This window comes from Cellulomonas shaoxiangyii (assembly GCF_004798685.1).
GTDB classification, from domain to species: domain Bacteria; phylum Actinomycetota; class Actinomycetes; order Actinomycetales; family Cellulomonadaceae; genus Cellulomonas; species Cellulomonas shaoxiangyii.
This window is the reverse complement of sequence record NZ_CP039291.1, coordinates 374,632-394,870: the sequence shown is the minus strand read 5'-3', so window position 1 is coordinate 394,870 and position 20,239 is coordinate 374,632. Positions and strand designations below refer to the sequence as shown.

21 protein-coding genes are annotated in these 20,239 nt (G+C 76.1%); 12 read left to right on the top strand and 9 right to left on the bottom strand.

Translation table 11 applies throughout. The features are described from left to right. Positions 1-52: 52 nt before the first annotated feature. Both E5225_RS01820 and E5225_RS01815 read right to left on the bottom strand, forming a co-directional pair. Positions 53-1,000, bottom strand: coding sequence for an NADP-dependent oxidoreductase (locus tag E5225_RS01820; RefSeq protein ID WP_135973412.1), 948 nt, complete (start codon positions 998-1,000; stop codon positions 53-55). Continuing rightward, entirely contained in the window at positions 997-2,094 is a 1,098-nt protein-coding gene (locus tag E5225_RS01815) for an alkene reductase (RefSeq protein ID WP_135973413.1), read from the bottom strand. Before E5225_RS01815 ends, E5225_RS01820 begins: the two co-directional genes overlap by 4 nt. A 104-nt stretch (positions 2,095-2,198) precedes the next feature. Here E5225_RS01815 and E5225_RS01810 point away from each other — a divergent pair, with 104 nt between their 5' ends. Then, entirely contained in the window at positions 2,199-2,684 is a 486-nt protein-coding gene (locus tag E5225_RS01810) for a MarR family winged helix-turn-helix transcriptional regulator (protein WP_135973414.1), read from the top strand. 12 nt (positions 2,685-2,696) lie between these two features. Here the strand turns inward: E5225_RS01810 and E5225_RS01805 are convergent, their stop codons facing one another. Further along, complete coding sequence (locus E5225_RS01805; RefSeq protein WP_243738211.1) at positions 2,697-3,497, bottom strand: GTP pyrophosphokinase; 801 nt, start codon at positions 3,495-3,497, stop codon at positions 2,697-2,699. Between the two features lie 171 nt (positions 3,498-3,668). Between E5225_RS01805 and E5225_RS01800 the strand changes: the two genes are divergently transcribed. Next, complete coding sequence (locus E5225_RS01800) at positions 3,669-4,424, top strand: SDR family oxidoreductase (RefSeq protein WP_135973415.1); 756 nt, start codon at positions 3,669-3,671, stop codon at positions 4,422-4,424. A gap of 31 nt (positions 4,425-4,455) precedes the next feature. Here E5225_RS01800 and E5225_RS01795 read toward each other — a convergent pair whose 3' ends face one another. Further along, entirely contained in the window at positions 4,456-4,914 is a 459-nt protein-coding gene (locus tag E5225_RS01795; RefSeq protein ID WP_135973416.1) for a MarR family winged helix-turn-helix transcriptional regulator, read from the bottom strand. 75 nt (positions 4,915-4,989) lie between these two features. Between E5225_RS01795 and E5225_RS01790 the strand changes: the two genes are divergently transcribed. The 5 genes from E5225_RS01790 (at position 4,990) to E5225_RS01770 (ending at position 10,634) form a co-directional block, all read left to right on the top strand. Continuing rightward, positions 4,990-7,254, top strand: coding sequence for an LLM class flavin-dependent oxidoreductase (locus tag E5225_RS01790; RefSeq protein WP_135973417.1), 2,265 nt, complete (start codon positions 4,990-4,992; stop codon positions 7,252-7,254). 122 nt (positions 7,255-7,376) lie between these two features. Continuing rightward, positions 7,377-7,985 carry a hypothetical protein gene (locus E5225_RS01785; protein ID WP_135973418.1) on the top strand — a complete coding sequence of 203 codons (609 nt, stop codon included), beginning with the start codon at positions 7,377-7,379 and terminating at the stop codon, positions 7,983-7,985. Positions 7,986-8,020: 35 nt separating this feature from the next. After that, a complete protein-coding gene (locus E5225_RS01780) occupies positions 8,021-9,106 on the top strand; it encodes an amidoligase family protein (RefSeq protein ID WP_135973419.1) in 1,086 nt (361 codons plus the stop codon). After that, positions 9,103-9,813, top strand: coding sequence for an RNA polymerase sigma factor (locus E5225_RS01775; protein ID WP_243738212.1), 711 nt, complete (start codon positions 9,103-9,105; stop codon positions 9,811-9,813). The genes E5225_RS01780 and E5225_RS01775 overlap by 4 nt, the downstream gene beginning before the upstream one ends. After that, positions 9,810-10,634 carry a hypothetical protein gene (locus tag E5225_RS01770; protein ID WP_135973420.1) on the top strand — a complete coding sequence of 275 codons (825 nt, stop codon included), beginning with the start codon at positions 9,810-9,812 and terminating at the stop codon, positions 10,632-10,634. The genes E5225_RS01775 and E5225_RS01770 overlap by 4 nt, the downstream gene beginning before the upstream one ends. 147 nt (positions 10,635-10,781) lie before the next feature. Here E5225_RS01770 and E5225_RS01765 read toward each other — a convergent pair whose 3' ends face one another. Together E5225_RS01765 and E5225_RS01760 are read right to left on the bottom strand one after the other, a co-directional pair. Further along, complete coding sequence (locus tag E5225_RS01765) at positions 10,782-11,840, bottom strand: aspartate-semialdehyde dehydrogenase (RefSeq protein WP_135973421.1); 1,059 nt, start codon at positions 11,838-11,840, stop codon at positions 10,782-10,784. A 3-nt stretch (positions 11,841-11,843) separates the two neighbouring features. Beyond that, positions 11,844-13,121: an aspartate kinase gene (locus E5225_RS01760; protein ID WP_135973422.1), complete on the bottom strand. Its 1,278-nt coding sequence runs from the start codon at positions 13,119-13,121 to the stop codon at positions 11,844-11,846. Between the two features lie 235 nt (positions 13,122-13,356). Here E5225_RS01760 and E5225_RS01755 point away from each other — a divergent pair, with 235 nt between their 5' ends. From E5225_RS01755 to E5225_RS01740, 4 genes are all read left to right on the top strand, one after another. Beyond that, positions 13,357-14,697, top strand: a complete 1,341-nt coding sequence (locus E5225_RS01755) for a cellulose binding domain-containing protein (protein ID WP_135973423.1) — start codon at positions 13,357-13,359, stop codon at positions 14,695-14,697. 25 nt (positions 14,698-14,722) lie between these two features. Next, positions 14,723-15,331: a cellulose binding domain-containing protein gene (locus tag E5225_RS17395; RefSeq protein ID WP_167306011.1), complete on the top strand. Its 609-nt coding sequence runs from the start codon at positions 14,723-14,725 to the stop codon at positions 15,329-15,331. A 127-nt stretch (positions 15,332-15,458) separates the two neighbouring features. Beyond that, positions 15,459-16,433 carry an ABC transporter ATP-binding protein gene (locus E5225_RS01745; RefSeq protein WP_135973430.1) on the top strand — a complete coding sequence of 325 codons (975 nt, stop codon included), beginning with the start codon at positions 15,459-15,461 and terminating at the stop codon, positions 16,431-16,433. Then, the gene (locus tag E5225_RS01740) at positions 16,430-17,635 is read left to right on the top strand and encodes an ABC transporter permease subunit (RefSeq protein ID WP_243738213.1); all 1,206 of its coding nucleotides are present in this window, start codon (positions 16,430-16,432) and stop codon (positions 17,633-17,635) included. Before E5225_RS01745 ends, E5225_RS01740 begins: the two co-directional genes overlap by 4 nt. Positions 17,636-17,697: 62 nt before the next feature. On the opposite strand, the gene E5225_RS01735 is transcribed toward E5225_RS01740, so the two are convergent. From E5225_RS01735 to E5225_RS01725, 3 genes are all read right to left on the bottom strand, one after another. Continuing rightward, entirely contained in the window at positions 17,698-18,303 is a 606-nt protein-coding gene (locus E5225_RS01735; RefSeq protein WP_135973432.1) for a DUF5063 domain-containing protein, read from the bottom strand. A gap of 82 nt (positions 18,304-18,385) precedes the next feature. Beyond that, positions 18,386-18,985, bottom strand: a complete 600-nt coding sequence (gene recR / locus E5225_RS01730) for a recombination mediator RecR (protein WP_135973424.1) — start codon at positions 18,983-18,985, stop codon at positions 18,386-18,388. 49 nt (positions 18,986-19,034) lie between these two features. Continuing rightward, entirely contained in the window at positions 19,035-19,760 is a 726-nt protein-coding gene (locus E5225_RS01725; protein WP_135973425.1) for a TetR/AcrR family transcriptional regulator C-terminal domain-containing protein, read from the bottom strand. A 77-nt stretch (positions 19,761-19,837) separates the two neighbouring features. Here E5225_RS01725 and E5225_RS01720 point away from each other — a divergent pair, with 77 nt between their 5' ends. Then, positions 19,838-20,215: a VOC family protein gene (locus E5225_RS01720; protein ID WP_243738214.1), complete on the top strand. Its 378-nt coding sequence runs from the start codon at positions 19,838-19,840 to the stop codon at positions 20,213-20,215. The last annotated feature ends 24 nt before the right edge of the window (positions 20,216-20,239 follow it).

Genomic DNA, 20,239 nt, shown 5'->3' with positions numbered 1-20,239 from the left:
CTCACCCGAACGCGCGCCGGGGCCGGGGCCGGCGCGCGTCCGGGTGACGCCGTCACGGCACGAGGACGACCTTGCCGCCAGGGTGGCCGCCGTCGACGAGCGCGTGCGCGGCGGGCGCGTCGGCGAGCGGCAGCACCGCGCCGACGGTGGTCACCAGGCGGCCGTCGGCGACGCGCACCAGCTGGTCGGCGAGCGCGTCGACCGACGGCTCCGCGCGGTCGCTGAACTCCACCCCCAACCCGGGGCCGCGTCCGTCGGCGATCGTCACGACGCGGTCGGGGCCGCCCGCGAGCGCGACCGCGTCCACCAGCCCGCCGCGCCCGGCCGCGTCGAGGACGGCGTCGACCCCCTGCGGGGCGAGCGCCCGCACGCGGTCGGCCCAGCCGTCGCCGTGCGCGACCGGCACGGCGCCGGCGGCACGCACGCGGTCGTGGTGGCGCGGCGACGCGGTCCCCACCACGCGTGCGCCCGCCGCGACGGCGAGCTGCACCGTCACCTCCCCGACCGCACCGCTCGCTCCGAGCACGAGCAGCGTCTCGCCGGCGCGCACCCCGAGCCGGCGCAGCACGCGCGCCGCGGTCTCCCCCGCGACGGGCACGGTCACGGCCCGCACGGCGTCGAGGCCCTCGGGCACCCGGGCGAACGTCCGCAGGAGCGCCTGCTCGGCGTACCCGCCTCCGGGCGGGTCCGTCCAGCCGGCGACCCGGTCGCCCACGGCGACACCCGTGACGCCCGCGCCGACCGCGTCCACCGTCCCCGCGACCTCGAGCCCCAGCACGGTGGGCGGCGCGACCGGGACGACGTCCCGCAGCACGCCGGCGCGCACCTTCCCGTCGAACCCGTTCACCGCCGCCGCCTCGACGTGCACGCGCACCTGCCCCGGGCCGGGTGCGGGCACCGTCGTCGTCGCGAGGCGCAGCACCTCCGGACCGCCGAACTCCTCGAGGACGACCGCGCGGACCGTCACCGGCGCCGCGCCGTCGTGCGCGACGGCGCTCATGCCCCGACCGCCACGTCGTCGACGTCGGGGGCCGGGGCGAGCGTCGGGTAGTCGGTGTACCCCGCGCCGTCCCCGCCGTAGGCGCGGGCGAAGTCGGGGGCGTTGAACGGACCGCCGCGGCGCAGGCGCTCCGGCAGGTCCGCGTTGGCGAGGAACAGCCCGCCGAACGCGAGCAGGTCCGCGTCGCCCCGGTCGAGCCGCTCGAGGTCCTCGGGGCCGGTCATGCGGCCGGGCGTCCACGGGTTCAGGACCAGCGACCCGGACCAGCGGGCGCGCAGCAGTCCGGTCAGCTCGACGTCGGACGCCTCGACGAGGTGCAGGTACGCGAGGCCGAGCGGGTCGAGCGCCTCGACGAGGTGCGTGTACGTGGCGCGGTGCCCCTCCTCCTCGATGTCGTTGAGCGGGTTGGTCGGGGAGATGCGCAGGCCGACCCGGTCGGCGCCGATCGCGTCGGCGGCGGCGCCGGCCACGTCGAGGGTCAGCCGCGTGCGGCCCACGACGTCCCCGCCCCACGCGTCGGTGCGTCGGTTGGCGTTGGTGGACAGGAACTGGTGCAGCAGGTAGCCGTTCGCGCCGTGCAGCTCGACGCCGTCGAACCCGGCCTCGACGGCACGGGACGCGGCGGACGCGAAGTCCTCGACGGTGCGCGCGATCCCGGCCGCGTCGAGCACCTCGGGGACGACCATCTCCTGCGGTCCGCTGCGGGTGTGGACCACGCCGGCGGCGCGCACGGCGGACGGGCCGACGGGCGTGCGTCCGGTGATGTCGGGGTGGCCGACCCGCCCCGTGTGCATGAGCTGGGCGTAGATCAGGCCGCCGCGCGCGTGCACGGCGTCGGTGACGCGGCGCCAGCCGGCGACCTGCTCGTCCGAGTGCAGGCCCGGCGTGTCGACGTAGCCCTGCCCGGCGGGCGAGGGCTGGGTGCCCTCGGTCACGACGAGGCCGGCGGACGCGCGCTGCGCGTAGTAGGTGGCCATGAGCTCGGTGGGGCTGTTGCCGGGGCCGTACGCCCGGCTGCGCGTCATCGGCGCCATGACGACGCGGTTGCGCGTGGTGCGGCCGCCGATGCGGCCGGGGGTGAACGCGACGGACATGGGACTCTCCTCCTCGACAGCAATTTGCTGTTCGAGACAGGTAACTACCTGTCTGGGACAGGTATTCCGCCGACCGTGCCGGTGCGCGCGCGTAGCCTGGGCCGGTGGCGACGACGGGAGCCGGCCCGGGCCGGGAGGACGAGGACGCCACGCCCGGGCCCGTCAGCCTCGCCGTCTTCCGCCTCGCCCGCGCGCACCGCGCGCTGGCCGCCGACCTGCTGCGGGAGATCGGCCTGCACCCCGGCCAGGAGCTGCTCCTGCTGCACCTGTGGGAGCACGGGCCGCAGCGGCAGGCCGACCTCGCCCGGCTCGTCTCGACCGACTCCGCCGCGATGACGCGTACCGTCCAGCGGCTCGAGCGCGCCGGGTACGTGCGCCGGGTCCCCAGCCCGGACGACGGGCGCGTCTCGCTCGTCGAGCCCACGGCCGCGAGCCAGGCCCTGCGCGCACGCGTCGAGGCGATGTGGCGGACGCTCGAGGACGCGACGGTCGCCGGGATGAGCACGCAGGAGCAGGCGGCGGCGCTCGACGTGCTTGCGCGCCTGGAGGCGAACGCCACCACGGCGGAGGAACGGGGCCGCGCGCACTGACGCCCGTACGGGTCAGGGCGTCGACAGGTCCCGCAGCTCGTCGCGCAGCCGGCCCATGCGCCGGTCGAGGTCCGCCGCGACGCGGGCGGCGTCCTCGAGCTCGCCCAGCAGGTGGGGCGGCACCTCGCGGTCGTACTTGTAGTACAGCTGGTGCTCGGTGCTCGCCCAGAAGTCCATCGCGATCGTGCGGACCTGCAGCTCGACGTACACGTGCTCGGTCCGGTCGGACAGGAACACGGGGATGCGCACGATGACGTGCAGCGAGCGGTACCCGTTCGGCTTCGGGTGCGCGATGTAGTCCCTCACCTCGACGACCTCGACGTCCGGCTGGCGCGAGAGCATCCGCACCACCCAGTAGGCGTCGGAGACGAAGCTCGTCGTGACCCGCACGCCCGCGACGTCGCGGATGCGCTCGCGGATCGCGGGCAGCGTCGGCTCGCACCCCGTGCGCAGCACCTTCTGCACGAGCGAGTCCATCGACTTCAGGCGCGAGCGGACGTGCTCGATGGGGCTGTGGTCGTGCGTCTGCTCGAACTCCTCGCGGAGGATGTTCACCTTCGTCAGCAGCTCGTCGATGCCGAACTGGTAGGTCATCAGGAACCGCGTGAGCTCGCGCTGCAGCTCGCGGATGCGCCGGGGCAGCTCGTCGGGGTCGGCGTCGGGGCGCATCAGGCGGTCGGTGCGCACGTGGACCAGCTCGGCGAGGACGCGACCCTGCGCACCGGTGTCGGGGTGCGCCTCGCGGGGCCGCGCCCCCTGCCGCACGGGCGGCAGCCCGTCCGCGTGCGTGTCGGTGCCTGGCGTCCGCTCCACGTCCACGCCCGGTCGAACGGTCGCCGCGGTGCGCGTGTTCCCCGGCGGGCCCGGGACCGGCCCCGCGGCGCGGCCCGCGGGCGTAGCGTCGGCCCGTACGTCCGTCGCGGCGCGGACGTGGCAGGGTGCGTGCGCCCGCCACCCGCCCCGCCCCCGCAAGGGAGAGGCGCCATGACCGACACCGTGCTCGTGACCGGCGGCACCGGGACCCTCGGTGCGTCCGTGCTGCCCCTGCTGCACGCGGCGGGGGTGCGCCCACGCGTGCTCAGCCGGCGGCCGCACGCCGACACCGCCGACACGACCTACGTCGTGGGCGACACCGTCACGGGCAGCGGGCTCGCGGCCGCCGTCGACGGCATGGCGACGGTGCTGCACATGGCCGGCGGACGCGGGGACGACCGCGCGGCGGTGCAGGTGGCGACCGCCGCGCGCCGGGCCGGCGTGCGCCACCTCGTGCTGGTCTCCGTCACGGCCGCCGACCGGATCCCGCTGGGCTACTACCGGGCGAAGGCCGCGGCGGAGCAGGCCGTCGCGACGTCCGGCGTGGGGTGGTCCGTGCTGCGCCCCGCGCAGTTCCACGGGTTCGTGCTGCGCACGCTCGGGCGCCTGGCGACGCTGCCCGTGGTCCCCGCGCCGCGCGACCTGTGGGTCGAACCCGTCGACGTCCCGGCCGTCGCCCGCCAGCTCGTCGAGGTCACGCTCGCCCCACCGCAGGGACGGGTGCCGGACGTGGTCGGCCCCCAGGTGCTGACCGGCGAGGAGGTCCTGCGCGCGCTGCTGGCCGCACGCGGGCGGTCACGGCGCGTCGTCCGGGTCGGCGTGCCCGGGCCCGTGGGACGCGCCTGCCGGGAACGGGCGAACCTGTCCGGCCCCGACGCGCTGCGGACGGGGCGGACGTGGGCGCAGTTCCTCGCCGACCGGGAGTAGCGGCGCCGAGCAGCCGCGCCGTGCAGCCGCGTCAGCCGACGGACACCACCGCGCACACGTCCTCGCCGTGCGCGGGCGCACCGCTCGCGCGCGACAGGAGCGTGCGCAGCGTGGCGCGCTGGCCCGGGTCGAGCGCGGCGAGCACGTGGTCCTCGGCCGTGGCGATGCGCGTGGCGAGGTCGGCGTGGGTCGCGCGGCCGGCGGCCGTGGGGACGATGCGCCGCACGCGCCGGTCGGTGGGGTCGGGCTGCCGCTCCACGAGCCCGCAGTCCACGAGCCTGTCGACGAGGTAGGTCATGACCGTGCGGTCGATCCCCAGGTCGGCGGCGAGCGCGGCCTGCGTCGGCGGGCTGCCGTGCACGACGGCGCCGAGCACGTGGAAGCCGCGCGGACCGGACGGCACGGCGGCGAGGACGTCCCCGACGGCCGCGCGCCACCGGCTCAGCAGGGTGCCGAGCTGCCGGCCGAGGTCACCGTCGGGCGTGCTCATGCCACCAGCGTACCTGCAGTGACACAGATCGTCTGCTGTGCATACGATCATCACCGCAGACGACAGGAGACCCCCATGACGGACTACGGCCACGAGCTGACGTTCGGCACGTTCCTCACCCCGCAGGCCGCCGACCCGCAGGCGCCCGTCGCGCTCGCCGTGCTCAGCGAGGACGCCGGCCTGGACCTCGTGACGTTCCAGGACCACCCCTACCAGCCGGCGTTCCTCGACACGTGGACGCTGCTGACCTGGGCGGCGGCCCGCACGGAGCGCGTCCACCTGGCGGCGAACGTGCACAACCTCCCGCTGCGCCCCCCGGCCGTGCTCGCGCGGTCCGTCGCGAGCCTGGACCTGCTCTCGGGCGGGCGGGCCGAGCTCGGCCTCGGCGCCGGCGCGTTCTGGGACGCGATCGAGGCGATGGGCGGACGCCGGCTCACCCCCGGGCAGGGCGTGGACGCGCTGAGCGAGGCCATCGACGTCATCCGCGGGCTGTGGGACGCCGACGAGCGGCGTCCGCTGCGCGCCGGCGGCGAGCACCACCACGTCAGCGGCGCGAAGCGGGGGCCGGCGCCGCTGCACGACGTCGGCATCTGGCTGGGCGCGTACAAGCCGCGCATGCTGCGGCTCGTCGCCGAGAAGGCCGACGGCTGGCTGCCGTCGATGGGCTACCTGCAGCCGGGCGACCTCGTGCGCGGCAACGCGACGATCGACGAGGCGGCCACCGCCGCCGGCCGCGACCCCCGCGAGATCCGCCGCCTGCTCAACCTCTCGGGACGGTTCACGCCCGCCTCCGACGGCCTGCTCGTCGGCCCGCCCGAGCGGTGGGTCGACGACCTCGTCCGCCTCGCGCTCGAGGACGGGATCGGCACGTTCGTCCTCGGCACCGACGACCCGCGGGACATCCGGACGTTCGCCGAGCGGGTGGCGCCGGCGGTGCGCGACCAGGTCGCCGCGGCCCGTGCGGCCGCCGGCACGCGGACCGGTCCCGTGCGGTCGGTCTCGCGGCTCGCGAAGCGGGTCGAGGGCATCGACTACGACGCGGCGCCCGCGGGCCTCGACGCCGTCGAGCCGGGCGACCGCCGGTACGGGGCCCTGCGCTCGACGTACATGCGTCGCGGCGAGCCGGGCCTGGTCCTGCTCCCCCGCACGCACGACGAGGTCGTCGACGCGCTCGCGTACGCACGCGCCCAGCGCGGGCCGCTCGCGGTGCGGTCGGGCGGGCACGGCATCAGCGGCCGCTCGACGAACGACGGCGGTGTGGTCCTCGACGTCCGGCGGCTCGACCAGGTCGAGGTGGTCGACGAGGCGACGCGACGCGTCCGGCTCGGCGCCGGTGCGACGTGGGGCGCCGTGGCGGCCGCGCTCGCACCGCGCGGGTGGGCGATCTCGTCCGGGGACTACGGCGGCGTGGGCGTCGGCGGGCTCGCGACGACGGGCGGCATCGGGCTGCTCGGGCGCTCGTACGGGCTGACGATCGACCACGTCGTCGCGGCCGAGGTGGTCACCGCCGACGGCACCGTGCGTCGCGTCGACGCCGAGCACGAGCCGGAGCTGCTCTGGGGCCTGCGCGGCGCCGGCGGCAACCTCGGCGTCGTCACGTGGGTCGAGGTCGAGGCCGCCGAGGTGCCGGACGTCGTCTTCGCGACCATGGTCTTCGACGCCTCCGAGCCGGGTGTGCTGCTGGAGCGGTGGGGCCGGATGGTCGAGGCGTCGCCGCGCCGGCTCACGAGCTTCCTGCACCTGCAGGCGTCGTCGCCCGGCCGCGGCCCGATCGCGCAGGCCATGACCGTGTGGGCGGACGACGACGCGCAGGCGGCCGTCGAGGCGCTCGAGCCGATGCTCGGCGTCGCGCCCGTGCTCGACCAGCGGGCCCAGCTGACGCCGTACGCGGGGATCGTCGGGCCGGTCGCCCGGCACCACGACGGCGCGGCGCCGCCGGTCTCGCGCTCCGGGCTGCTGCCGACCATGACCGCGGACGCCGCCGCGGACCTCGGCCGCGTGCTGGAGTCCGGCGAGGCGATGCTGCTCCAGCTGCGCGCGACGGGCGGCGCGGGGAACGACCTCGCCCCCGACGCCACCGCCTACGCGCACCGCCACCAGGCGTTCTCGGTCACCGCGTTCGCGGGCCGGCCGGGCCGCGCGGGTCTCGACGGCACCTGGGACCGGCTCGCGTACCCGCACATGGACGGGCTGTACCTGTCCTTCGAGACGGATCCGCGCCCCGAGCGCCTGCTCGACGCCTTCCCGCCCGCCACGCTGGACCGCCTGCGCGCGCTCAAGCGCACGTACGACCCGGACCACGTCTTCGACCAGAACTTCCCCATCGACCCCCGCGGCTGAGACCGCGGGCCCGGCGACTCCACACATCCGGGTCGAGCCGCGTTCTGAGGGGGCACGCATCCACGAGCCCTCACGGAGGACCCGATGAACCCGAGCACCACGACCAGCCCCGCCGCCGCCGCATGGTGGCGGTCGGCGTCATCGCCGCGACGCTCACCGTCGGCGGCGCCGGCGCGGCGATCGCCGCCAACCCGGACTCGGCCGCCGGCAAGGCGGTCGGCAGCGCGCTCGACGCCGTCGGCGTCGACTGGTCCGGCATGCCGGACGGCTACACCAAGGAGCAGTACGAGGCCTTCTGGGGCGCCGGCTACACGCACGATGACGCCACCGCCCTGGCCGAGCTGTGGGGCACCGGGTACACGGAGACGAAGGCCCGTGCGGGCCAGATGATCCTCGACGGCGAGGAGCTGCCCGTCGCGCCGGGGTCCACGCCGTTCTCGATCATGGAGACGTCCCGGCCGGAGGCGCCCGAGGACGCGCCGGCCCCGGCGGCGGCCCCCGCCGACGGTGCCGAGGGCGCCGCGCCGGCGACCGACGCGCCGCCCGCCGTCGAGTACACCCCCGCGCAGTACGACGCCTTCTGGGACGCGGGCTACACGTACGACGACGCGCTGGCCCTCGCGGCGCTGTGGGGCACGGAGATCATCGAGACCAAGGCGCGCGCCGGCCAGGCGCTCCTCGACGGGCAGACTCTCCCCGTCGCCCCCGGCAGCACCGTCGCCGGCTCCTGACCCCGCCGCCCGGCACCCCCGACGAGAGGACCGACGTGGACGAGCTGTCGCTGCGCACGGGGTTCGAGATCGAGCTGCTGGCGCCCGCCGGCTCCGACCGGCAGGAGCTGGCGGTCGTGCTCGCCGAGCGCCACGGCGGCGCCGTGCACCGCTCCTTCCACACGGACAGCGAGCCGTCGGCGGTGCCGGGCGTGGGCGTCTTCCGCCACCTGTCGCCCGCGTTCGACGTGGTCGACGCGGCCGGTGCGCCGGTCGCCCGGCTGGTGGACGACATCACCATCGAGGCGGACCTCGCCCCGGTGCCCGGGTCGCGGGCGCGGCCCGGGCACCGGGGGTGGTACCGGCTGCTGTCCGACGACGCGCGGCTGCTGCGGCTCGTCGCGCACCACGCGGACCCGGCCGCGCCGCTCGCGACGGTGCTCGACCCGGTCGCGGACCTGTTCGACGTCCGGGCCGACGTCTTCCCCGGCGCCGCGCGGGTCAACGACCCGACGGGCGCGACGATCGCGGTCGCCCTCCCGCTGCCCGCCGGCCGCGAGCGCCCCTGCGAGGTGGTCACGCCGCCGATCGGCACGGACCACGCCGCCGCCCTCGAGCGGCTGCTCGCCCCGGCACGGGCCCTCGGGTTCACCGTGCCCCACGAGGCGGCGGTGCACGTGCACGTCGACGGCGCCCCGTTCCGGCGGCCGGCGGCGTTCGCCAACCTCGTGCGGCTGTTCGCGCACTGGCGCGAGCCGCTGTGGGCGGCGCTCGGGACCAACCCGGCGTGCCGGCGCCTCGCACCGCTGCCCGACGCACTCGTGGCGCTGGTGGAGCGTCCCTGGGCCGACGACGACGCCGGGTGGGCCGGCCTGCGCGCCGAGGCGCGGGCGGTCGGCCTCACCAAGTACGCGGACGTGAACCTCACGCAGCTCGTCACGGACCGGCCGGTGCGGGACACGGTGGAGGTCCGGGTCCTGCCCGGCGAGATCGACGGCCACGCCGTCGTCCGCCGTGCGGCGCTCGTCGAGCGGCTGCTGCTGCGCTGCCTCGACCCCGCGCCGCTCCCCCGGCCCGGCGCCGCCGCGGCCCACGACCCGCGCGCGGCGCTCGCGGACCTCGCGGGCGTGGTGGTCCGGTGACCACGTGGATGCGGCCCGCCGGCCCGGACTCCGCGGCGATCCCGCTCGTCGGGGCCGGCCGCGTGCGCGAGCGCGGGGCGGCCGGCACGCACCCCGGCACGCACCCCGGCCCACCGGACCACCACCCACCGGATCACGGTGCGTCCGCGCGGGGCGTGCCGGACGCCGTGGCCACCGGTCCGGCGCCCCTCACCCGCGTCGCGGCCCGCGCCCTCGACGACGTCGTGCGCGACCACCTCCCGGGCCTGCTGCGCTATGCGACGGTCCTCACGGGCGACGGCCACACGGCGGCGGACCTCGTGCAGGAGGTGCTGCTGCGGGCGCACCTGCGCTGGACGCGCATCTCGCTGATGGAGCGCCCCGACCTGTACCTGCGCCGCATGGTGACCAACGAGCACCTGTCGTGGCGCCGGCGCTGGCACGTGCGGACGATCCACCCCGCCGCGGACGACGTCCTCGCCACGCACGCGGACCCGCACGCCGACCACGCGGACGACGTGGTGCACGACGACGCCATGTGGCAGCACCTCGCCGCGCTGCCGCCACGGCAGCGCGCCGTGCTCGTGCTGCGGTACTACGAGGGCCTGTCCGACCCGGAGATCGCGACCGTGCTCGGCACGTCCTCCGCGACCGTCCGGTCCCACGCCTCCCGCGCCCTGGCCGCGCTGCGCCAGACCGACCTCACCACCCCACCGGAGCACCGATGAGCGAGCAGCAGCGGGCGGCGGACGACCCGCCCCCGTTCCCGGCCACCGACGACGAGCTCGCCGCACGCATCACCCGCGCACTGCACGCGCGGGCCGCCGCGCAGCACCCCGACCTCGACGACGTCGCCGCGCGCCTGCGCGCGGCGGCCCGGGACGCCCCGCCCGCACCCGTGCGCGCGCTGCACCGCGGCGGGAAGATCGTCGCGGCGGGCGTCGTCACGGGCACGCTCGCGATCGCGGGGGCCGGTGCGGCCGCCGCCACGAACCCGTACTCGGACGTGGCGCGTGCGGTCGAGGGCGCCGTGCAGGCGGCCGGGATCGACTGGTCGCCCATGCCCGAGGGCTACTCCCGCGACCAGTACGACACGTACTGGGACGCGTACGGCATCCAGGAGGCCCAGGCGCTGAGCGAGCTGTGGCAGGTCGACGTGATCGAGGCGAAGGCGCGGGCCGGCCAGATGCTGCTGGAGGGCCAGGCACCGCCCGTGGACGAGGCGTTGCTCGCGGCGCCCGGGGTCGCGGCGGACATGCGCCGGGACGACGAGCTCGCCGCCTTCTGGGCCGCCGGGTACACGATCGACGACCTGCGCCGCCTCATGACGGTCTGGGAGGGCGAGGAGCTGGAGGTCAAGGCGCGCGTCGGCCGCACGCTCCTCGACGGCGGCGAGGTGCCCGTCCCGCCGTCGGGGGCGAGCCGCGACGACGGACCGGCCCGCCCGGCCGACCCGAGCCGCGACGACGCACCGGTCCGCCCCTCGGACCCCGCCCGCGACGACGTGCCGGTCCGCCCGTCCGACGGGCCGCCCCCGAGCGAGCGGTGACGCCGCCCTCGACCACGTGCGCCTCCCACCGTCGACCTCGTCACTCCCGCGGCGACCTCGTCACTCCGGAGTGACGAGGTCGCGCACACGTGACGAGGTCGCGCACAGCTGACGAGGTGACGGAGGAGGCGGGCGAGCGCGTGCGGGTCAGACGGTCGCGAACCGCCGCGCCACCAGGACCTCCGCGATCTGCACGGCGTTGAGCGCCGCGCCCTTGCGCAGGTTGTCGTTGCTGATGAACAGCGCCAGGCCGCGGCCCTCGGGCGCGCCCTCGTCCTGCCGGAGGCGGCCCACGAACGACGGGTCCTGCCCGGCGGCGACGAGCGGCGTGGGGACCTCGGCGAGCTGCACGCCCGGTGCGGTCGAGAGCAGCTCGGTGGCGCGCTCGACCGTGATCTCGCGCTCGAACTCGGCGTTGACGGACAGCGAGTGCCCCGTGAACACCGGGACGCGCACGCACGTGCCGGAGACGAGCAGGTCCGGGATGTCGAGGATCTTGCGCGACTCGTGCCGCAGCTTCTGCTCCTCGTCGGTCTCGTGCCGGCCGTCCTCGACGATCGACCCGGCCAGCGGGATGACGTCGAACGCGATCGGCGCGACGTACTTCTCCGGCGACGGGAACGCCACGGCGCCGCCGTCGTGCACCAGACCCAGCGTGTCCTGCTCGACGGCCGCGCGGACCTGGCTGTCGAGCTCGCGCGCACCCGCGAGGCCGGACCCGGAGACCGCCTGGTACGTGGAGACGACGAGGCGGCGCAGGCCGGCCTCGTCGTGCAGCACCTTGAGCACCGGCATCGCGGCCATGGTCGTGCAGTTCGGGTTCGCGACGATGCCGATCGGGATCTCGTCGAGCGCGTCCGGGTTCACCTCGGACACGACGAGCGGCACGCGCGGGTCGCGGCGCCACGCGGAGGAGTTGTCGACGACGATCGCGCCCGCCTCGGCGAACCGCGGCGCGTGCTCCTTGGACGTCGACCCGCCGGCGGAGAACAGCGCGAGGTCGATGCCCGACAGGTCCGCCGTCGCGACGTCCTCGACGACGACGTCCTCACCACGCCACGGCAGGGTCGTGCCCGCCGACCGCGCCGACGCGAAGAACCTGATCGACGCGAGCGGGAAGTCCCGCTCGTCCAGCAGCCGGCGCATGACGGCGCCGACCTGCCCCGTCGCGCCGACGACGGCGACCCGCAGCCCGGTGGTGGCCATGCCTCAGCGCCCCGTCCCGCCGTACACGACGGCCTCGTCCTGCTCGGAGTCCAGCTCGAACGCGGTGTGCACGGCGCGCACCGCGTCGTCCAGCGAGTCCGCGCGCGTCACCACGGAGATGCGGATCTCGGAGGTGGAGATCATCTCGATGTTGATCCCGGCCTCCGACAGCGCGGCGAACAGCCGCGCCGAGACGCCGGGGTGCGACTTCATGCCCGCGCCGATGAGCGACAGCTTGCCGATCGCGTCGTCGTACTGCAGCGAGTGGAAGCCGATGTCGGGCTGGTGCGCCATGAGCGCCTGCGTCCCCGTCGCGCCGTCGCTCGCGGGCAGCGTGAACGAGATGTCCGTCAGGCCGGTCGCGGCGGCCGAGACGTTCTGCACGATCATGTCGATGTTCACGCCCGCGGCCGCGACGACCTCGAAGATGCGCGCGGCCTTGCCGGGGACGTCCGGCACCCCGACGACGGTGATCTTGGCCTCGCTGCGGTCGTGCGCGACGCCGGCGATGATCGGCTGCTCCATGGTCGTGTCCTTGCTCGGGTCGGGCTCGTCGGTGACGAGCGTGCCGGTGTGCGTGGAGAACGACGAGCGCACGTGCACGGGCACCCCGTAGCGGCGCGCGTACTCGACGCAGCGCAGCACGAGGACCTTGGCGCCGCTGGCCGCCATCTCGAGCATCTCGTCGTAGGCGATGCGGTCGAGCTTGCGCGCGTTCGGCACGATGCGGGGGTCGGCCGTGAACACGCCGTCGACGTCGGTGTAGATCTCGCAGACGTCGGCCTTGAGCGAGGCCGCGAGCGCGACCGCGGTCGTGTCCGACCCGCCGCGGCCGAGGGTCGTCACGTCGTTGGTCGACGGGTTGACGCCCTGGAAGCCGGCGACGATCGCGACCTCGCCGCGTGCGACCGTGTCGCGGATGCGGCTGGGGCTGACGTCGATGATGCGGGCCTTGCCGTACACCTCGTCGGTGATGACGCCGGCCTGCTGCCCCGTGAACGACTTCGCCTCGACGCCGAGGTTGTTGATGGCCATGGCCAGCAGCGACATCGAGATGCGCTCGCCCGCGGTCAGCAGGATGTCCATCTCGCGCTGCGGCGGCAGCGGCGTGACCTGCTGGGCGAGGTCGATCAGCTCGTCGGTCGTGTCCCCCATCGCGGAGACCACGACGACCACGTCGTGCCCGGCCTTCTTCGCCTCCGTGACCCGCTTCGCGACGCGCTTGATGCCGGTGGCGTCGGCGACGGACGAGCCGCCGTACTTCTGCACGATGAGGGCCACGGTTCGGGTGCTTCCGGGAGGTGGGTCGGGGACCCGGCGAGTGTAGGTCGGGACCAGGATGCGGACGGGCGTGATTTCGCATGACGGACGGTGGCGTCCGGGCAGGTGAAGCGGTTCGCGGCCTGGTCCCCGCTCGGCCGCGGGCGCACGCTTGCGTCGTCGAGTGCGACACCGCCCCGCCCCCGGGCAGGTCGTCGCTGCACCGCGCCGCCACGGCGCCCGCCCGGGGAGAACGATGACCACCAGCCGCCTCACCGCACGCGCCCGCGCACTCGTCGCCGTCCTGGTCGCCGCGATGCTCACGTCCCTCGGCGTGCACGTCGCCACCTCCGCCCAGGCGGTCGAGACGTGCGCCGTGCAGTGGACCGCGAGCTCGTGGCCGGGCGGCTTCGTCGCCGAGGTCCGCATCACGACCGGGCCGGCACGGGACGGCTGGACGCTGACGTGGGGATCGGGCCGGCACACCCTCACGAACGCGTGGAGCGCCCAGGTCACCGAGCGCGGCGGGTCCTGGACCGCGACGAACGCGGCGTGGAACGGCCGGATCCCGGCGGGCGGGACCGTGACGTTCGGGTACCAGGGCACCTCCACCGTGAACCCGGCGCCGCGGCCCGGCCCGTTCCTGCTAAACGGCGTGCTGTGCGAGGGCGAGACGCTCCCCGTGCCCACGGACCACGGTGGCCTGCCGACGCCGACCGCGACGACGTCCCTGCCCACGCCCACCGCATCCCCGACCGTCACGCCCTCCCCGACCGTGACGCCCACGCCGACCGCGACCCCCTCCCCGACCGTGACGCCCACGCCGACGCCGACCGTCACCCCCACGCCCACGTCGACACCCACCCCGACGCCCACCCCGACACCCACCACCCCGCCCGGCACCTGCACGGGCACGTTCTGCGACGGCTTCGAGACGCAGACCTCCACCACCCCGTCGGCGCCGTGGACGGTGACCCACCCCGACTGCTCGGGCACGGGGCGCGCGAGCATCGACTCGGCGGTGGCCCGCAGCGGCAGCCGCTCCCTGCGCGTCGACGGTGCGGTGGGCTACTGCAACCACGTCTTCGTCCAGGCGCAGACCGCGGCGCTGCCCGCGGGTGCCACGCCGCCCCCGACCACCTACGTCCGCTTCTGGGTCCGCCACACCACGGCCCTGCCCGCCTCCCACGTGACGTTCCTGGCGATGCGCGACGCGGCGGACGGCGGCAAGGACCTGCGCATGGGCGGCCAGAACGGCGCGCTGCAGTGGAACCGCTCGTCCGACGACGCGACCCTGCCGGAGCAGAGCCCCGCGGGCGTGGCCCTGTCCCGCCCGCTGCCCACCCAGCAGTGGCACTGCGTCGAGGCGCTCGTCGACGGGACCGCCGGCCGCCTGACCACGTGGCTCGACGGCACCGAGGTGCCGGGTCTCGTGGCCGACGGCACGCCCACCCACGACGTCGACCGGCAGTGGTACGCCAAGGCGTGGGCCCCGCGGCTCACGGACCTGCGGCTCGGCTGGGAGAGCTACGGCGACGGCGCCGACACCCTCTGGTTCGACGACGTCGTCACCGGCACCCGACGCACGGGCTGCTGAGCCCACCCACCCGAGGACGGACCCCATGACCAGCACCCGTCTCACCGCACGCACCCGCGCGCTCGTCGCCGTGCTCGCCGGGTCCGTCCTGACCGCGGCGGGGCTCACGACGGCCGCCCAGCACGGCAGCGCGCTGGGGCTGACCGTCGAGCGGTGCAGCGCCGCCTTCACGACGTACGCCTGGGCAGGCGGCTTCGTCACCCACGTCCGCGTCACCACGCCACAGGCGCTGTCCGGCGGCTGGGTCGTGGAGTGGATGGACGTGGTCCCCGGCACCCGGCCCACGCAGGCGTGGAACGCGACCGTCACCGCGACGCCCCGGCAGGGCACGTCGTACTCGGGCTCCGAGTACACGGCGCGCTACCTCGCGTGGAACGGGTCGGTCCCGGCGGGCGGCGCGGTGGAGTTCGGCTTCCAGGGCACGACGAGCGCCGCACCGCGCGACCCGATGGGGGTGCGCCTGAACGGCGAGCCCTGCACCGGCTACGTGACGCCGACGGAGGGCTGGGGCGGACCGCCGCCCTCGCCGACGCCGACCCCGACGCGGACCTGGAACCCCACGCCGCCGCCGACGCCCACGCCCACTCCCTCGCCCACGGTGCTCCCGACCACGACCCCCGCACCGACCCCGTAGCGCCCCCCCCCCCCGCGGGCGCCCTCCCCGCCGGCGGCGCCCGTCGGCCCCTGGTCGGCCCGTCGCCCCCCGCTGTCCGCCCACGGGTGGACCCCGGCGCGCAGGGCACGGGCCTAGCGTTCCGGGCATGCCCGACGACCCCCGCGCACCCGACGTCCCGCCCGGCGGCACCGGCCCGGCGCCCGCCCCGACGCCCGGCATCGACGTGCGCGGCCTGCGCCGCGCCTTCGGTTCCGTGCAGGCCCTCGACGGCGTCGACCTCGTCGCCCGTGCCGGCGCCGTCACCGCGCTCGTCGGGCCCAACGGCTCCGGCAAGACGACGCTGCTGCTGGTGCTCGCCGGGCTGCTCGTGCCGGACACCGGCGAGGTGCGGATCGCGGGCGTCGACCCGGTGACGCAGTCCCGCGCCGCCCGGGCCGTCACGGGGTGGATGCCCGACGCGTTCGGCACGTGGGACTCCCTGACCGCCCGCGAGGTGCTCACGACGTTCGCGCAGGCGTACCGCGTCCCCCCGGCGGCGATCACGGGCCGCGTCGAGGAGCTGCTCGCGACCGTGCACCTGTCCGAGTACGCGGACCGTCCCGCCGCCGTCCTGTCCCGCGGGCAGAAGCAGCGGCTCGGCCTGGCGCGCGCGCTCGTGCACGACCCGCAGGTCCTGCTGCTCGACGAGCCGGCGAGCGGCCTCGACCCGCGGTCCCGCGTCGACCTGCGCGTCCTGCTGCGCCGGCTCGCCGACCAGGGCCGCACGGTGCTCGTCTCCAGCCACGTGCTCTCGGAGCTGGAGGAGATGGCCGACGACGCCGTGTTCCTCTCGCGCGGGCGCACGGTCGCCGGGCACGTCGCCGACGGTGCGGCGGCCGCGCGGCGGACGTGGCGGCTCCGGGCGCTCGACCGCGCACCGCTGGTCGCGTGGCTCGACGCCTCGGGGACCGTCTGGCGCGCCGACGACGACGGCGGGGCGCTGGTCGAGCTCGACGGCGACGCGGCCGCGGCCGCGCTCGTGCGGGACGCGGTGACGGCCGGCGTGCCGGTCGTGCAGGTCACCCCCGCCGGCGGCGCGCTCGAGCAGGCGTACCTGGCCCTCGACGAGGAGCGACGGTGAGCGGCGTGGACGGGCGGAGCGGTGGCGGCGTGGGGACGGGAGACGTCATGACGGTGGACCAGCCGGCGCGTCCGGCGGCCGGGGCCGGCGGCGGTGCGTGGTCGCTCACGTGGCACGGCGTGCGGACGGTGGCGGCGCTCGAGCTGCGCCAGCGTGTGCGCTCGTCCCGCTGGAAGACGGCGCTCGTCGTGTGGGTCGTCGCGGTCGGCGCGATCACGCTGCTGTCGTCCGGGGCGCTGACGGCGCTCAGCTCGGGCGACGGCGGGCCGTCCCGGGGGCCGCTGCTCTTCGCGATCGTCTCGGCCCTCGTGCTCGGGCTGGGGCTGCTGGTGACCCCGACGCTCACGTCGACCGCCGTCAACGGGGACCGCGGCGCGGGCACGCTGGCCACCCTGCAGGTGACCCTGCTGTCGGCCGCCGAGATCGCGCTCGGCAAGCTGCTCGCCGCGTGGGCGGCGGCGCTGGCGTTCCTGGTGACGAGCGTGCCGTTCCTCGTCATCGCGCTGGCGCTCGGCGACGTGCCCGTGGCGGCGCTGCCCCGCGTGCTCGCCGTCGTCGCGGTCGTGCTCGCCGCCGTCTGCGGGATCGGTCTCGGCTGGTCCACGGTCGCCGCGCGACCCGCCGGGTCCACGGTGCTGACCTTCCTCACCGTCGCCGCACTGGCCGTCTTCACGCCCGTCTTCTTCGGGATCGCGTTCGCCTCGACGAGCGTGACCGAGACCGTCACCGTGCACGGCGTCAGCCCCGCGCAGTGGCAGGAGCTGGACGAGGAGGAGCTCGCGGCGGGCACGCCCGACGACCTGGAGTGCACCACCTACACCGAGGAGCGGGAGGTCGTGCACACCGAGCGCATCTGGTGGCTGCTCGCGCTCAACCCCTTCGTCGTCCTCGCCGACGGCGCGGGCACGTCCCCGGGCGAGATCGACGGCGACGACCTGCGCGTCGACCCGCTCGGTCAGATCGGTGCCGGCGTCCGCAGCCTGCGCACCGGCCCGCCCGAGGTGGCCGACGAGTGCAGCGGCTGGTTCGCCGGCACGGCGGGGCTCACATCGAGCGACGTGCCCGAGCCGGAGCCCGGCGCCGCGGTATGGCCGTGGGGCCTGGGCGCGCACGTGCTGCTGGGCACCCTCGGCCTCGTCGTCGCCGTCCGCCGCCTGCAGATCCCGCAGCGCACGCTCCCCCGCGGCACCCGCGTCGCCTGACGCGGGTGCCCGCGGCCGGGCTGCTCAGGGCAGCCGGGAGAGCTCAGGGCAGCCGGGACAGCTCAGGGCTGGAGGGCGTCGTACTCCGCCTCGGTCGCGACGTCGTCGTCCACGTCCAGACGGACGTGGGCGATGATCGTCTGCAGCGCGCGCAGCGTGCTCGCGGCGCGCTCGCCCCAGTCGGACAGGTAGCTGAACTGCCACCACCACAGCGCCTCGATCACGTGCCCCCGGTCGTGGTGGGCCAGGCCCTGCGTGAGCGCCCCGACGATGGCGACGAGGTCGCCGGAGATCGTCGCCTCCTCGACCTGCGGGCCGAGGATCGGGTCGATGACCTCGACGTACTCGTCGATGCCGTCGAAGAGGTTCGCCAGGTTCACGCGCAACGGCTCGACGTCCGGGTCGGGGCCGACGTCCGGCTCGAAGCGGGACGGCGGCACCACGTCGGTCGTCGCGCCGAGCCGCGCGCCGGCGGCGAGCAGGTCGGACACCGCGAGCAGCAGCAACGGCATCGACGCCTCGGGGGCGGAGCCGGCGGCGACCTCGGTCACCGTGGCCAGGAAGCTGCGCGCCTCGTCCGCGACCGTCTCGCCGATCTCCCGCAGGTCCGCATCGGCCAGCAACCGCTCGTCCTCGACGCGGTCCTGCGTGCGCTCGTCGTCCGTCATCTCCGTCCTCTCCCTCACAGGTCCCGGCACCCTCTCGGCGCCGTCGTCGGGCGGCGCGGTCCGCCGCGCCCCCGGCCGGTCGTCATGCGCTGAGCCGTCGCCGGCCCTCGAACGCCCGGCCCAGGGTGACCTCGTCCGCGTACTCGAGGTCCCCGCCCACCGGCAGACCGGACGCGAGCCGGCTCACCGTCAGGCCCATCGGCACGAGCAGCCGCGCCAGGTAGGTCGACGTCGCCTCGCCCTCGACGTTCGGGTCGGTGGCGAGGATGACCTCCGTGACGGTGCCGTCGGCCAGGCGCGTCATGAGCTGGGCGATCCGCAGGTCGTCCGGGCCGACGCCCGCGATCGGGTTGATGGCCCCGCCGAGCACGTGGTACGTGCCGCGGAACTCGCGCGTGCGCTCGATCGCGACCACGTCCTTGGGCTCCTCGACGACGCAGACGACCGCCGGCGAGCGGCGCGGGTCGCGGCAGATGCGGCACCGCGGCTCCTGTGCGACGTTGCCGCAGACCTCGCAGAATCGGACGCGCGCCTTCACCTCGCTCAGGGCGTCCGCCAGCCGGCGCACGTCCGCGGGGTCGGCCGCGAGGATGTGGAACGCGATGCGCTGGGCGCTCTTGGGACCGACGCCGGGCAGCCGCCCGAGCTCGTCGACCAGGTCCTGGATCGCGCCCTCATACACCCCACCAGCGTAGGCGGTCGGTGGGGGTGCGGCGGCGACGCCGAGCCGGTCAGGCTCCGGGCGCGAGCCGGTCGAGCGCGTCCAGCACGCGGTCGAGCCCGAACCGCCACGCGTGGTCGGGGCTGTACGCCGCCCCCTGCTCCGCGCCGGCGGCCGCACCGACGCGCTGCGCGAGCGGGTGCGCGTCGCCGAGGTACGCCGCCAGCCGCGGGCCCCACGTCGCCCAGTCCGCGGCCATCGCGGCCCCGTGCGGGTCCGGCCGGCGGGCGCGCGCGGCGCCGCGGACGAAGTCGAGGACGAACGTGAGCGCGGCGTCGCGGTCGACGTCGGGCAGGGCGAGGGAGTCGAGGGCGTGCAGCTCGTGGTCGTACTTCGCGATGGTCCCGGGCCCGAGCGCGGTGCGCTGGTCGGCGACGTCGAGCAGCCAGGCGTGCGCGGTCAGCAGGGCGAGGTTCGCCTCGGCGACCGCGCGCACGCGGGCGCGCCAGTCCTCGTCGGCGTACGGCGGGCGCGGCGCGGTCGCGTGGACGGCGTCGGCCATGAGGACGAGCAGGTCGTCGCGGCTGCCGACGTGCGTGTAGAGCGCCATCGCGGACACGCCGAGGCCGCCCGCGAGCCTGCGCACGGTGACCGCCGCGAGGCCGTCGGCGTCGGCGAGCGCGACCGCGGCGCGGACCGCCTCGGACGTGCTCACGCGTGCGCGCGGACCGCGGGAACCGCCCTGCGGGGCGTCCGGGTGGTCCCGCCAGAGCAGGTCGATCAGGTCGCGCGGCATCTCACCCCCGTCGGCGGGAACATCCCCGCCCGGCTAACGTTATACGGCGTACGTAGTTTCTCGACCCGGGAGGTCCCGTGCACGCCAGCTCCATGACCGTGTCCCTCAACGTGGCGGACGTCGAGGCGTCCGCCCGCTTCGCCACCGAGCACCTGGGCTTCGTCCGCGGCATGGCCGCGGACGGGTTCGTCGCGCTCGAGCACCCGGCCGCGCACGCCCACGTGGCGCTGCTGCGGACCGGGTTGTCGTCGTTCCGCCCCGCGTCGCACGCCGGTGCCGCGGGCCAGGGCCTCCTGCTCGCCTTCGTGGTGGAGGACCTCGACGCCGAGTTCGCGCGCATCGCGGCGGCCGGTGCGCAGGTCGTCACCCCGCCCGAGACGGAGCCGTGGGGCGAGCGGTACTGCCAGTTCGCCGACCCGAACGGCATCGTCTGGCAGCTCGTCCAGTGGGTGTGACCCGCGGGGCGTGACGGTGCGCGG